Raw genomic sequence first — 13,884 nt, 5'->3', positions numbered from 1 at the left:
CCGCTGTCACTCCGCGAAGGAGACGTAAGGATATGGACGAGCCGGAACTCGATGCCGCGCTCGAGGCTTGCGACCGCGAGCCGGTACATATCCCGGGAGCCATTCAGCCGCATGGTGCGCTGGTTGCCATGGATGAGCAGCTCCAGGAAGTGCGCCAGGTCAGCGCCAACCTCGAATCCATCCTCGGTGTGGCGCCGGCCGATGCCCTTGCCGTGACACCCGAGCGGCTGTTCACTCGCCGCTGGCTCGATCAGATCCGCATCCAGCTCGACTCACGGAACCGTTACGGTGCGCTGATCGTGTCGCTGCGTAGCCGTGGCCGGTCGCAGCGTTTTCGCCTGCTCTCGTATCGCAGCGGTGCGCGCGTGGTGGTCGAGCTCGAACCGATTTCGGGCGATCCCGAGCGCTGGCTGTTCGGCGCGATGGCCGACTGGCAGACCGAGCTGTCCGGCTATACGACCCGTGACGGGCTGCTGCGGGCGCTCACCGCCCTGGTGCGCGAACTGGCCGGCTACGATCGGGTGATGATCTATCGGTTCGACGAGGACTGGAACGGCAGCGTCGTTGCCGAAAGCCTGGCCGACGGTGCCGACACCTACCTGGGTCACCACTTTCCGGCCAGCGACATTCCCGCCCAGGTGCGGCAGCTCTACAGCATCATGCGGGTGCGCGACATCCCGGATGCTTCGGCGGCAGCCGTGCCCCTCGTCCCGGCGAGCGACCCGGCCGACGCCTCTCCCCTCGATCTTTCGCGCGGCATCCTGCGGGCGGTGTCACCGATCCATGCCACCTACCTGGCCAACATGGGCGTGGTCGCCTCGATGTCGATCGCCTTGCACCTTGATGGACGGTTGTGGGGGTTGCTGGCCTGCCACGCAGCGGGGCGCAATATCCTGTCGCCGGCGCTGCGTGATGCCCTGGGTGCCATGGTACAGACGGCCTGTGTACAGCTCGAATTGGTCCAGGCCCGCGAGGAGGCCGCGCTGATTCAACGGGCCAACGACAGTCGTGACGTCCTGGTCGATCAGCGTGGGGCGTTTCCCGAACCGGAAGAACTGCTGGCAAGCCACGGCAAGGAATGGTTGCGGATCTTCCGGGCCAGTGGTGCGGTTCTGGCCGCCGGTGATCAGAGCGCCGGCGTGGGCACGGTGCCGGATGCGGAATCGATCGACGGGATCGTCGTCTGGTTGAACAGGCATCACTCCGGCGATCTGGCCTGGTCATCGCGCGAACTCGGCCGGACCGAACTGGGAAGGTTCTGCGAACCCGCCCGGGCCTCGGGCTTGCTGGCGGTACCGTTGCCGATCCGGAATCCGCGCGACGCCTGGCTGATGTTCTTTCGATCGGAGAAGGCCGAAACGCGCCTCTGGGCGGGCAACCCCGAAAAGACACTCGACCGACAAAGTGGGCGAATTTCGCCGCGCGCGAGCTTCGCCTCCTGGAAGGAGACCGTGCGCGGACAGAGTGTCCCGTGGCAATCGACGGAGTTACGCGCGGCGACCGACCTGGCCAGCGATCTGGCCGTGCTGATCGCGGCCGGCGAGATCAGCAAGCTCAATCAGCGGCTCGAGCGCCTGGCCACCCGTGACCATCTCACCGGCCTGTGGAACCGCTACCGCATGGAGGAAACGATCGACCAGGAGGTCGCCGTGGCCGAACGCTACGGGCGACCTTGCGCGCTGGTCATGTTCGATATCGACCATTTCAAGCGCTTCAACGATACCTGGGGTCACGATGCCGGGGACGAAGTGCTGGTCACGGTGGCGCGGACCGTCTCGACCTTCATGCGCGACGCCGATCTTGCGGGTCGCTGGGGCGGTGAAGAATTCCTCGTGCTGGCTGCCAACACCGGTCTCGAGGGTGCAACCCGCCTGGCAGAGCGGCTGCGCGCGGCGATCGCGGGCCTGGAGATCCGTGACTACGGCAGTGTGACCGCCAGTTTCGGCGTGGCGGTATACCGCGAGGGTGATCAGAGACGTGGCATCGTCAAGCGCGCAGACCTGGCCCTGTATGCCGCCAAGGAGGGCGGGCGCAACCGGGTCGAAGTCAGCGCGGGTTGAAGCCGCAATCCTTCCAGCTCGGATTTTCCGTGGTGATGGCATTTCTGTGCAGCGGCCCGACTTACTGGTGCGGGTTGAAGCCGCGGTGGCGCAGGAAGGCCTTTTCCAGTTCGACGACGATGAACAGGACGATCCCGAACATGAGGATGCGGGCCCATTCCTCCGGGCCGATGGCGGTGGTGCCGAACAGGAACTGCAGCGGTGGGGCGTAGGTAAACAAGCCCTGTAGCAGGATCAGGGCGCCAACGGCGATCAGCACGGGGCGGCTGCCGAACAGGCCCTCGCGATTGCAGGACGGCTCCAGGATGTAGCGGCTGTTGAACAGGAAGAACAACTGGCCCATGACCAGGGTGTTGATGGCCACGGTGCGGGCGAATTCGTCGGTCACGCCCTGCTGTTCCAGCCACAGGAAGTGGCCGAAGGTGCCGGCGACCAATAGCGCCGAGACGAAGCCCACGCGCCAGATCAGGAACCCGGACAGCAGGGGGGTGCGCGGCGGGCGCGGAGGGCGCTGCATCACGCCGGGCTCGGTCGGTTCGAAGGCCAGCGCCAGCGCCAGGGTCACGGCGGTGACCATGTTCACCCACAGCACCTGCACCGGGGTCAGCGGCAGGGTCAGGCCGAGCAGGATGGCGGCGACGATGGTGAAGGCCTGGCCGCCGTTGGTGGGCAGCAGAAACAGGATGGCCTTCTTCAGGTTGTCGTAGACCGTGCGGCCTTCTTCCACCGCGTTGGCGATGGAAGCGAAGTTGTCGTCGGCCAGCACCATCTCGGAGGCCTCGCGCGCGGCCTCGGTGCCCTTGATGCCCATGGCGATCCCGACATCCGCGCGCTTGAGCGCCGGGGCGTCGTTGACGCCGTCGCCGGTCATCGCCACCACCTCGTGATGGCTCTGGATGGCGCGCACCAGGCGCAGCTTGTGCTCGGGCGTGGCGCGGGCGAACACGTCCACGTGGCGGACCTGCTCCTCCAGCTCTTCGTCGGTGGCGTTCTCCAGCTCGTGGCCCACCACCACGCCGCCCTCGGTGTTGATGCCGAGTTCGTCGGCGATGGCGCGCGCGGTGACGCCGTGATCGCCGGTGATCATCTTTACGCGGATGCCGGCCTGCTGGCAGTGGGCCACCGCCTCGATGGCCTCGTCGCGGGGCGGGTCGATGATGCCGCAGACGGCGACCAGGGTGAGCCCGCCGTCCTCGATGTCGGCAAACTCCAGCTCCCGGCGATGATCTTCCATGCTCCGCGTGGCCAGGGCGAGCAGACGCTGGCCGCGCGCGGCGACGCCGTCCATCCACTGCTGCCAGTGTTCGGCATCCAGGGGCTCTTCGCCGTCGGCGGTGCGCTGCTGGCTGCAGACGGCCAGCACGCGTTCCGGCGCGCCCTTCAGGAAGACGAACGCGCCGCCTTCGTGATCGTGATGCAGGGTCGCCATGAACTTGTAGGACGACTCGAAGGGGATCACGTCGTCGCGTACATAGCGCTCGTTGACCGCCTTCGGGTCCAGCCCGCCCTTCATCGCCGCGGTGATCAGGGCCCCCTCGGTGGGGTCGCCCTCCATGGTCCAGGCGTCGTCCTTCGGGTAGACCTCGGCATCGTTGCACAACAGGATGCCGCGCAGAATCTCCGCGAGCAGCGGGTCGGATTCCGGATTGGCCTCCTGGCCGTCGCAGGTAATCCCGCCGTGCGGCTCGTAGCCCACCCCGGTCAGCTCGTACTCCGCCGCGGTGGTGACGATGCTCTTCACCGTCATCTCGTTGCGGGTCAGGGTGCCGGTCTTGTCCGAGCAGATGGTGGTGACCGAGCCGAGGGTTTCCACCGCCGGCAGGCGGCGGATGATCGCGTGGCGCGCGGCCATGCGCTGTACCCCGATCGCCAGGGTGATGGTCATGATCGCCGGCAGGCCCTCGGGGATGGCCGCGACCGCGAGGCTGACCGCCGCGAGGAAGGTCTCCACCAGGTCGTAGTCGCGCACCCAGAAGCCAAAGGCGAAGGTGGCCGCGGCCAGTACGCCGATCGCCACCGACAGCCAGCGGCCGAACTGCGCGATCTGGCGCAGCAGGGGCGTCGTCAGGGTCTCCACCTCACCGATCATGGTGGAGATGCGGCCGATCTCGGTATCGGCCCCGGTGCCGATCACCACGCCGCGCCCTTGGCCGAAGGCCACGAGGGTGCCGGAGTAGGCCATCGAGACGCGGTCGCCGAGGTCGGCCTCCGGCTCCACCGGGGCGGTCTGCTTGTCGCTGGCAACCGATTCGCCGGTTAGCGCGGCCTCGTCGATGCGCATATTGTGCGCCCCGGTCAGGCGCAGGTCCGCCGGGACGCGGTCACCCGCCTGCAGGTAGACGATGTCGCCGGGGACCAGCTCTTCCGCGGGGATACTTCGGCGCTGGCCGTCACGCAGCACCTGCGCCTTCGGCGAGAGCATCTGGCGGATGGCGTCCAGCGCCTTCTCCGCCTTGCCCTCCTGGATGTAGCCGATGATTGCGTTGATCAGCACCACCCCGAGGATTACGCCGGTATCCAGCCAGTGACCGAGGAACGCCGTGCCGATGGCCGCGGCGATCAGCACGTAGATCAGCACGTTGTGGAACTGGAGCAGAAAGCGCTGGACCGGACCCGTTCGCGCGGTCTCCGGCAGGCGGTTGGGGCCGGTCTCCTGTAGCCGTGCCTGCGCATCGGTGGAGGCGAGCCCGCGCTCGTTCGCCTCCAGGCGCTGGAATGCCTCGTCGGTCTTCAGTGCGTGCCAGTCGGGGGATGGAGTGCGATCGCTCATGCGTCTCCCGGAGAGGTGATGGCCAGGCAGTCGGTGGTCCGGATGGCCCTATCATGCGCCGCACCGCGCGTGCTGTCAGGAGTCGCCCCCGGCCTGCGGTGGAATTTTCCCAACGCGCACGAGTCTATTTCCGGACCAACACAGGAGGATGACCATGTCACGCTGGATTGCCCTGACCGCCCTGGCGGTCGCCGGATTGTTCACCACCTCGGCGATGGCCGCGGAGAAGGTCACACTGGAACACGAGGACCGGACGCTCATCGGTCACATGAAGGAAGGAATGGGGGCGAGCCCCTCCGACGGCGTGGTGCTGATGCTGCACGGTACCCTGGCGCACGGGCGCATGGAGGTGATGGCGGCGGTGCAGGATCTTCTGGCCGATCATGGTCTGAACTCGCTGTCGATCAACCTGAGCTACGGCATCGACGCGCGCGAAGGCATGTTCGAGTGTGACGCCCCGGTGCGTCACGGGGTCGACGATCACCTGCAGGAGGTCAGCCTGTGGCACGAGTGGCTGCAGGATGAAGGCTACGGCCCGGTCACCCTGTTCGGCCACTCCCGTGGCGCTAATCAGGTCGCCCGCTACCTGACCGAGCACGATCCGGACGGCATCCGCGCCCTGGTGCTGGTGGCGGCTTCCACCTATGACGAGGATGAGGCCGCGGCGGATTTCGAGGAGCAAAGCGGCCTGCCGCTGCAGGTGATGCTGGATCGTGCCCGCGAACTGCAGCGCATGGATCAGGATGAGACTCTGATGGAGGACGTGCGCTTCCTCTACTGCGAGGAGCTGGACGTGACCCCGCGCGCCTTCCTTGGCTACTACGAACCGACTCGCCAGAACGACACCCCCTCGGTGATCCGCGGCATGCAGATCCCGACGCTGGTGATCGTGGGCTCCGAGGACGACGTGGTGCCGGACCTGCCGCAGAAGGTCGAGGCGGTGAAGGACAGCGGCGACATCACCCTGATGACCGTGGACGGTGCGGGCCACTTCTTCCGCGACTTCTTCGCCGATGACGTGGCCGATTTCACCGCGGACTTCATCGCTCAGAACTGATTGGTAAGCCCTCAAGTTGTGCAAGGCCGGCCCGGGAATTCCCGGGCCGGCCTTTTTCGTGCCCGTGTTAGGGGCTATCCGACCAGCAGCGTCAGGTAGAGCCCGAGCATCGCGGCGGAGAACAGCAGTCCGATGGTCTCCCATCGGGTCAGGACGCGTTCGGCATCTTCCAGACGCTGGCGCAGTTTCAGGCGCAGTAGACGCAGGCGTGCCGGCATCCGGCGCGGGCGGGGTGGTGGCAGGGCCAGGTTTCGGTGGGCACGGCGGGCGCCGCTCCAGGCGGCCTCGGCCAGGACGGCCAGATCGCCCTCCGGCACGCGCGGGGTCTCGCGGTCACGGATCAGCCGGTAGGCGATGCCGGCAAGGACGAACCCGAGGGCGATCGGCCACAGCAGGGCCAGGCCATACAGATCCCGAGGCTCGACGGGCAGACCGCCGGGCCCGGCGACCAGGACCGCGAACGGGAGCAACAACCCCATCAGTGCAAGACTGCCCCAGGCCCACCACCGCTGCCGGTCAAGTCCGTCGGTGGATGCCTGTAGTCCGGCCTGCCAGCGCCACAGGAAACGCAGCAGTAGCACGGTGGTGCCTGCCGCGGCGAAGGTCAGCAGCAACTCCGTGTGCGCCAGCCAGCCTGGCAAGGCCTCGGCAGCCAGCGGATCCTTCAGGGTGTTCTTGGCCAGCGCGCCGCTGGTGAACGGCAGCCCGGCCAGGGCCAGGGCCGGCAACAGGGTGAACAGGGCAAACGCGGCCCGGGCCAGGCGCGTACCCGGCCACTGGTTCTGCACGCCCGCCGTCAGGAACAGGGCCCCCTTGGCCAGGCCGTGATGCACGGCATACAGCGTGACCGCCGCGAGCAGCCAGCCGCGCGCCTCCGGCAGCAACAGGGCCAGGCCAATGCCGACCGTCATCAGCCCCATCTGCGAGATGCTGGAGTAGGCGAGGATGGTCTTCGGTCGTACCTGCAGAACGCCCACCAGGACCCCGAGGAAGGCCGCTGCCAGGCCCAGCAGGACCAGGGTCTCGCCCAGCACTGCATGCCCGGTGGCGTCGAGCGGCAGCAACCGCATCCAGCCCAGCAGCCCGGCCTTGATCATCGCCCCGGACAGCACGGCGCTGGCGGGTACCGGGGCCGCCGGGTGGGCCAGAGGCAGCCAGAAATGCAGCGGCAGCATGCCGGCCTTGATGCCCAGTCCCAGGACCAGCAGCGCCAGGGTCCAACCCTCGGGGCGGGCCGTCGCGACCGCCGCGAGGCTGGATTGACCCGCGGCGTGGACCGCCAGGATCAGGCCGGCGAGGAGCAGCACCTCGCCCAGTACCGCGAGGATCAGGTACACCCGCCCGGCGCGCCACGCCTCCGGCTTTCCGGAGTGGACCACCAGCCCGTAGGCGGAGAGGCTCATCAGGGAGAAAAACAGGTAGAACGATGCCGCGTCCTGCGCGAGGACCAGGCCCAGATTCCCGGCCAGTGCCAGCAGCCAGAACACGTAAAATCGATGGCGCCGGGTATCGCCCCGCCGCTCGCCGAGGGCGAACAGACCCGCCGCCAGCCACAGGCCCGCGGTCAGCGCCAGAAACGCCCGCCCGGTTGGGTCGACGGCCAGATGGGTCCCCATCAGCACGCTATCGAAGGTTGCCTCGAGCCCGGTCGGGGCCAGTGCGGCGAGCAGCAGCCCGGGCAACGCGGCCCAGGGGACCAGGCGGTTCAGGCGTACCTGTCCCGGGCGCAGGCCGATGAATACCGCCAGTAGCAGCGGGAGCAGCGGGACGGCGAGCAGGATGGCGGCGCTCACAGTCCGAACTCCGGCAGTGAATAGTCGCGTCGTACGATCAGGCTGACCCAGCCCAGCGGGCTCAGCTCCAGTCCGGCAAACAGTCCGACCAGCAGGCCCAGCGCAGCGGTGAAGATCACCGGGAACAGCAGCATCCAGTGGGTCTCGAAGCGGGTCGGGCCGGCATGCGCCTGCAGCGGTTCATTCCACGGCTTGCGGCGCTCACCGAGCCAGCCACGGATCACCGGCGGCAGGAAGTAGGCCGCGTTCAGCAGGCTGCTGAGGACCAGCACGCCGAGCACCCAGGGCATGCCGGCCTCCAGCGCACCCAGCCCCAGGTGCCACTTGGTCACGAATCCTGCCAACGGTGGCAGGCCGATCATGCCCAGTGCCCCCAGGGTGAAGGCGAGCATGGTCAGCGGCATGCGCCGGCCGACCCCGTTGAGCTCGCTGATGCGGTGGATGCCGAGGGTCTCGGCGAAGTTGCCGGCACAGAAGAACAGGGTGATCTTGGTGATGCCCTGGTGCACCAGATGCACCAGCCCGCCGATGATGCCCAGCGGCCCGGCCAGCGCCACGCCCAGGATGATGTAGGAGACCTGGCTGATGGTCGAGAATGCCAGCCGCTGCTTCAGATCGTCGGCGCGCAGGGCCTGGATGGAGCCGTAGATAATCGTGATGGCCGCGACCACCAGCAGGCCTGCAGTCAGGCCCAGTTCGATCGCCAGTTCGGCCCCGTAGACGTCGTTGACCACGCGAATGATGCCAAACGCCCCGGCCTTGACCACGGCCACCGCGTGCAGCAGCGCGCTGACCGGCGCCGGAGCGACCATCGCAATGGGCAGCCACGAATGCAGCGGTACCAGCGCGGCCTTCACCCCGAAGCCGATCATCAGCAGCACGAACAGGATCTGCAGGGTGGTCGCGTGGGTGTCGGCCAGGCCGTCGAGGTACCCCCCCGGGGTAAAGCCCTCGGCCCCGGCCAGGAGCGTGAGCCAGACAATCGCCGTGAACAGCACCAGCCCGCTGGTCAGCGTGTAGGCGAGATAGAGCCGTCCGGCCCGCAGCGCGGCCGGCGTACCGCGGTGGACCACCAGTGGCCAGGTCGCGAGTGTCAGGATCTCGTAGAAGATCAGGAAGGTGATCAGGTTGCCGGACAGGGCGATGCCGACCGTCGCACTGACGCAAAGCGAGAAGAACCCGAAGAAGCGACTGCGTCGGGGCGATCCTTCCAGATACCCGATCGCGTAGACCGTGGTCACGAACCACAGCACGGCGGACAGGCTGGCGAACAGCAGTGACAACGCGTCCGCGGCCAGGACCAGATCGATTCCCGGCATCAGCGGGAGACTGAAATAGTACTCGTCGCCGCGCAGCACCCCGTCCAGCAGGAACGCGACCAGCGCCAGCTTGGTGCCGGCGCCGCCCAGGTTCAGCGCGGTACGCAGGCCCTGGCGATGCTCGGGCAGGAAAAAGATCGCGATCCCCGGCCCGAGGGAGCTGAAAAGGATCGCGAGCAGCAGCCAGCCGCCGTCCATCAGGGAGCCCCCGGCGTCAGCGCGAGCGTGTTGAGGGTCAGCGGCCCGGCCAGCCCGGCGAGCGCCGCGACAGTCGCCAGGCCCAGCGGTACCCAGTCCATCCACGGCGAGACCGCCTCGCCGGCATCTGCGCGTCCGCGCTGGAACGACGGGGCCACCATACGCAGCACGTAGGCCGCCGCGAGCAGGCCGCCGCCGGCGATCGCCAGCACCCACAGTACGCCGATGAAGCTACCGGCCAGTACCGTGCCCAGGCCGGCCTCCAGGAGCAGGTACTTGGCGATGAATCCGCCGGTGAACGGCAGCCCCATCAGGCTGACGCCGGCCAGCCCCAGGGCGAAGACCGTGCGCGGCCGGGCCCGCAATACCTCGCCGAGATCGGCCAGCCGATCATGCCCGGCGGCGTGCTGCAGCGTGCCCGCCGCCAGGAAGACCGAGGCCTTGGCCAGCGCGTGGACGACCGCGAAGAACACCACCACCCGCCAGGCACCCGGATCCACCAGCATCAGCGGAAAGGCGACCAGCAGATAACCGAACTGGGCCACGGTGGAATAGGCCACAATCGATTTGAGGCGCCCGGCGCGCAGGGCCTGCAGCGAGCCCCAGACCAGCGCCGCCACGCCCAGCATCCCGACGAGGATGCCGAAGGCCGGGGTGGCCAGCGGGGCGAACACGCCCATCCACAGACGCAGGATCAGGTAGAACGACCCGGTGACCACCAGCCCGGAGAGCACCGCGCTGACCGGCGCCGGGGCCGAACCGTGGGCCGGCGCCAGCCAGACATGCAGCGGGAACAGCGCGGCCTTGAGCATCAGCCCGGCGGTCATCAGCACGGCCGCCATGCGTTCGGTGGGGCCTGCCTCGGTGCGCGCCTCCAGCAGCACCAGATCGAGGACCCCGTGCTCCCCAAACAGCAGCACCACGCCCATCAGGAAGCTGAGCGAGCCGAGGATGTTGATCAGCAGATAGCGCACCGCGCCGGAGACCGCCGCGGCCGTTCCGGTGAAGGCGACCAGCGCCACCGCGGATAGCGAGACCACCTCCAGCGTGATGTACAGATTGAAGGCATCGCCGGAGAGAAACAGCATGTTCAGGCCGGCCCACAGCCAGAGCCACAAGGGCCAGAACTGGCGCCGCTCGATGCGATCATGCACATAGCCCAGGCTGTAGAGGCTGGTCGCCAGCCCCACCACGGCAGTGAGCACCAGCAGGGTCATGGACAGCCCGTCCAGATGCAGCATCAGGCCCAGTGGCGCCTCCCAGCCCCCCAGTGCCACCCGTGTGGCCGCGGCCTCCGGATCCGGTCCGGTGTTCAGGAACAGCGCGCTCAGACCGAGCACCCAGGCCGTGATCGCGAGCGCCCCCAGCAGGCCGACGCGATGGGCCTGGCGCGGCCAGGCCGTCGCCAGGACCGCCACCGCCAGCGACAGCCCCACCAGCCCGGCGATCCCCGCCGGGAGCCATTCCGCGCCTGGCGGGCTCATGCGGGCCGATCCTCGTCGGGGGGGGGATCGGCCGGGCCACCATCGGCGTGGTGTTCCTCGCGCGAGATGTCCTCTACCGGGGCGTCGTCGTCCGGCGGGCCGGGCAGCATCACTGCGTGGCCGGTCAGCCGCGTCAGGTGCACCACCAGGGCCAGGGCGAAGGCGGTCGCGCTGACCGCGACCACGATGCCGGTCAGGGTCAGGGCCTGCGCCACCGGGTCCGGCGGGCCCTCGCCGCGGGCCGCCACGCCCAGCAGCACCATGAACACGCCCGAGCCCATGATGTTCAGGGCCAGGATGCGCAGCACCAGATGGTGCCGGCGGATCAGCCCGTACAGGCCGAGGGCGAACAGGATTGCCCCCCCGGTGGGATAGAGCAGGCCCGGGGCCAGGGTGTGGACAACCGTCTCGGCGAGGCCGCTCATGCGTCGTCCCCGGCCGGGCGCCCGGCCACGAACAGGGCCACCAGGGTCAGCGCGATGGAGAGCGTCGCCGCGACCTCGATCAGGATGATCAGGGGATAGGCCCAGGCCTCGGCATAGCCGAGGAAGCCGTGCCCGGCGGCAAGGCCGTACACCCCCACCAGCAGGAACAGGGCGACGCCGGCGGTTATACCCAGGCGCAGTGGTACCCCCGGCGCCATTGGCAGCTGGTGCGGTCGCGCCAGGACCAGCAGGATGCCGGCCGCGCCAAGGATGGCGCCGGCCTGGAAGGCCCCGCCGGGGGCGTGGCTCCCGGCCCACAGCACGTAGACCCCGGTGACGATCGCGACCGGGACCAGCAGCCGCAGGGTGCCAGGGAGGATCGGGCCCGGCGCCGGGCGCGCCGGGATCAGGTCATGTCGCCCAAGGGACCATGCGCCGAGCAGCGCGATCAGCACGATGGCCAGCTCGAGGAAGGTGTCGTAGGCGCGGAAGTTCAGCAGCACCGCGGTGACCGGGTGATCGACGCCCGAGACGTCCATGTGGGCATCCACCACCGGCTCGAGGCCCACCGACTGCGGCTGGTGCCACAGCGCGGTGGCCAGCAGGCCGCCGACCACCAGGGCGAATGTCAGCGCAGGGATGAAGGTCCGGCGTTCGGGCGGCGGGTCGTGCAGGGCGCGCAGCAGGGCATGCGGCCCGGCGGGATCGGGCGGGGGTGTATGCGGGCGGCCACTGCGCCGCTCGGCCATGATGCTGCGCAGGCGTTCCAGCGTGACCAGGAGCAGGGCGCCGGTGATGCCCGCGCCGATCGCGGCCTCGGCGAGCGCGATGTCCGGCGCCTCCAGCCGCACCCATGCCAGCGCCAGCAGCAACCCGAAGGTGATGAACAGCACCACGGCCCGAAACAGGTCGGTGCTCGCCAGGCAGCGCCAGGCCACCCCGACGATGCCGGCCAGCAGGACCAGATCGAAGAGGACCAGCAGGGCGTTCATCGATCCGACTCGAACTCTCCGTGGGTCCAGGTCCGTTGCGCCACCATGTGCGCGGCGGTGGTCCCCGCGGCCAGGACCAGAAGCCAGATCAGCAGCAGCTTGAGGATATCCGACGGTCCGCTGGCCTGGAACATCAGCCCGAGCACCACCAGCCCGAGCCCGACGTTGTCCGCCTTGGTCAGCGCATGCAGGCGCGAGTAGACGTCGGGAAAGCGCAGCATCCCGGCGGTGCCGGCCGCGAAGAAAACAAGCCCTGCCAGGATCAGTATCACGGTCAGGGTATTAGCGATCATCGTTTGGCTCCTTCGGCTTGGCGGATTCCGGCTGTTGGCGGTGGGTCGGGGTATCCGGCGGTTCTGGCAGGCCGTGCTGGCGGACGAAGGCCACGGCCGCGACGACTGCCAGCAGCGCAAAGACCAGCGCCACATCCACCAGGGCGGATTCCTCCAGAGCCAGCGAGAGCAGTAGCAGGATCGTCACGCCGGTGGTGCCGAACAGCTGTGCCGCCAGCATCCGGTCACCGGAGCCCGGACCGCGCAACACACGGACTAGACCCAGCAGGATCGTGCCCAGCAGGAACAGTGCTGCGAACAGGTAGAAGAGGCTCATGGCGTCTCCCCGTTGGTATCGTTCCGCCGGTGCCGCGGATCGCGGAAGGCCGCGCGGATGCGGCGTTCCAGCGTGCTCAGTGCCGCGCGGGTGTCGGCATGGCGGTCCAGTACATGCAGCGTCAGCAGCCGCCCTTCCAGGCGCACGCTGAGCGTGCCGGGCAGGAGACTGATCACGGCCATGAACAGGGTCAGGGGCGGACCATGGGCCAGATCGGCCCGATAGGTCACGAAGCCGGGATCGATCGGCAGGCGCGGGTCCAGTGCGCGACGCGCGACATCCAGTCCGCCCAGGAACGAGCTGCGCAGGAAAAATCCGAGAAGGCCCGGGAGGGCGCGGAGCCGCAACGGGAGCGGGCGCCCGGCCGGCAGAAGCAGGCTGGTGACCCCGGCCAGCAGGATGGCGAGCAGCGCCAGCGGCTCCAGGAGCGCCCCGCTGCCGGCGAGGATCCACCACAGCATTGCGGCCGCGGCCATTGTCGCGACCGCCCGCCGGGTGCGTGACCGCCCGCGCCCGGGGAAGCCGCGATCCGGTTGGCGCGGGGCCAATGCGCGTGCCATCGTTGAGTCGCCTGACGGTTCGGCCGTGGACGGGTGTCCGGGTTACTGCAACTGGTTGCTGGCGTCGGTGAAGCCCATCAGGGACACGTCAAAGACGAACGGCTGTTCCTGGTGCAGGGCGCGGAAGGCCACCGTCAGGGCCTGTCCACCGCGCAGCGCGCTCATCTGCCGACTGTTCAGTTCGCGTCCGGCGACACAGCCCTGCTGCACGCAGGTCACGAAGCCGGCGTCCATCTCCTCGCCCGCGTCATCGACCTGCATGCGGATGCCGGGTCGCAGATCCACGCCCAGCGGCACCAGCACCTCGATCACGTGCTGCTCGCCCTCGCGACGCACGGTCGCCTGCAGGAACAGGCCCTGGGCCTGTTCGTCCTGGATCTGCAGCGTCTGCTGCATCCGGCAGCGCTCGCCGTTCGGGGTGTCGATACAGGCGACCTCCCAGTCCTGGTAGACGGTGGTTTCCGGCTCCTGCTGCGCGGGTTGCTGCGGTTGGCCGGGTTGTCCCATGTCCTGTGCCGCCCCCGGGGCGGCGAGGGCCGTGAGCAGCAGGGCAACAATGGCAACGAAAGGGCTGCGGCGGGCGTGGGGAAAAGACTGGATGGCCATAGGCATGACAG

General features: G+C 68.7%; 12 protein-coding genes. 2 read left to right on the top strand and 10 right to left on the bottom strand.

All coding sequences use genetic code 11. From position 1 onward, the window contains the following. Window positions 1-32: 32 nt before the first annotated feature. Window positions 33-2,060 (top strand): sensor domain-containing diguanylate cyclase, encoded by a 2,028-nt coding sequence (locus F817_RS0103020; RefSeq protein WP_024326261.1) that lies wholly within the window; start codon window positions 33-35, stop codon window positions 2,058-2,060. A 61-nt stretch (window positions 2,061-2,121) separates the two neighbouring features. On the opposite strand, the gene F817_RS0103015 is transcribed toward F817_RS0103020, so the two are convergent. Further along, window positions 2,122-4,830: a cation-transporting P-type ATPase gene (locus F817_RS0103015; RefSeq protein ID WP_024326260.1), complete on the bottom strand. Its 2,709-nt coding sequence runs from the start codon at window positions 4,828-4,830 to the stop codon at window positions 2,122-2,124. 154 nt (window positions 4,831-4,984) lie between these two features. Between F817_RS0103015 and F817_RS0103010 the strand changes: the two genes are divergently transcribed. Beyond that, window positions 4,985-5,887, top strand: a complete 903-nt coding sequence (locus tag F817_RS0103010) for an alpha/beta hydrolase (protein WP_024326259.1) — start codon at window positions 4,985-4,987, stop codon at window positions 5,885-5,887. A 74-nt stretch (window positions 5,888-5,961) separates the two neighbouring features. Here F817_RS0103010 and F817_RS0103005 read toward each other — a convergent pair whose 3' ends face one another. From F817_RS0103005 to F817_RS0102965, 9 genes are read right to left on the bottom strand one after another with little or no spacing between them, the layout of a single operon-like run. After that, on the bottom strand, window positions 5,962-7,680 hold the full coding sequence (locus F817_RS0103005) for a complex I subunit 5 family protein (protein ID WP_024326258.1): 1,719 nt from the start codon (window positions 7,678-7,680) through the stop codon (window positions 5,962-5,964). Further along, window positions 7,677-9,200, bottom strand: coding sequence for a complex I subunit 5 family protein (locus F817_RS0103000; protein ID WP_369774202.1), 1,524 nt, complete (start codon window positions 9,198-9,200; stop codon window positions 7,677-7,679). Before F817_RS0103000 ends, F817_RS0103005 begins: the two co-directional genes overlap by 4 nt. Further along, a complete protein-coding gene (locus F817_RS0102995; RefSeq protein WP_024326256.1) occupies window positions 9,197-10,681 on the bottom strand; it encodes a complex I subunit 5 family protein in 1,485 nt (494 codons plus the stop codon). The genes F817_RS0103000 and F817_RS0102995 overlap by 4 nt, the downstream gene beginning before the upstream one ends. Next, on the bottom strand, window positions 10,678-11,106 hold the full coding sequence (locus tag F817_RS0102990) for an NADH-quinone oxidoreductase subunit K (protein WP_024326255.1): 429 nt from the start codon (window positions 11,104-11,106) through the stop codon (window positions 10,678-10,680). The genes F817_RS0102995 and F817_RS0102990 overlap by 4 nt, the downstream gene beginning before the upstream one ends. Continuing rightward, window positions 11,103-12,098: a hydrogenase subunit MbhD domain-containing protein gene (locus tag F817_RS0102985; protein ID WP_024326254.1), complete on the bottom strand. Its 996-nt coding sequence runs from the start codon at window positions 12,096-12,098 to the stop codon at window positions 11,103-11,105. Before F817_RS0102985 ends, F817_RS0102990 begins: the two co-directional genes overlap by 4 nt. After that, window positions 12,095-12,391: a monovalent cation/H(+) antiporter subunit G gene (locus F817_RS0102980; protein WP_024326253.1), complete on the bottom strand. Its 297-nt coding sequence runs from the start codon at window positions 12,389-12,391 to the stop codon at window positions 12,095-12,097. The genes F817_RS0102985 and F817_RS0102980 overlap by 4 nt, the downstream gene beginning before the upstream one ends. Continuing rightward, a complete protein-coding gene (locus F817_RS0102975; protein WP_024326252.1) occupies window positions 12,381-12,707 on the bottom strand; it encodes a monovalent cation/H+ antiporter complex subunit F in 327 nt (108 codons plus the stop codon). The genes F817_RS0102980 and F817_RS0102975 overlap by 11 nt, the downstream gene beginning before the upstream one ends. Next, window positions 12,704-13,267 carry a Na+/H+ antiporter subunit E gene (locus F817_RS0102970; RefSeq protein WP_024326251.1) on the bottom strand — a complete coding sequence of 188 codons (564 nt, stop codon included), beginning with the start codon at window positions 13,265-13,267 and terminating at the stop codon, window positions 12,704-12,706. The genes F817_RS0102975 and F817_RS0102970 overlap by 4 nt, the downstream gene beginning before the upstream one ends. Before the next feature lie 42 nt (window positions 13,268-13,309). Beyond that, on the bottom strand, window positions 13,310-13,879 hold the full coding sequence (locus tag F817_RS0102965) for an invasion associated locus B family protein (protein WP_024326250.1): 570 nt from the start codon (window positions 13,877-13,879) through the stop codon (window positions 13,310-13,312). Window positions 13,880-13,884 lie beyond the last annotated feature (5 nt).

This window comes from Thioalkalivibrio sp. AKL19 (genome assembly GCF_000420165.1).
GTDB lineage: Bacteria > Pseudomonadota > Gammaproteobacteria > Ectothiorhodospirales > Ectothiorhodospiraceae > Thioalkalivibrio.
The sequence above is the reverse complement of the archived record's forward strand: the minus strand, read 5'-3'. Positions and strand labels throughout refer to the sequence as shown.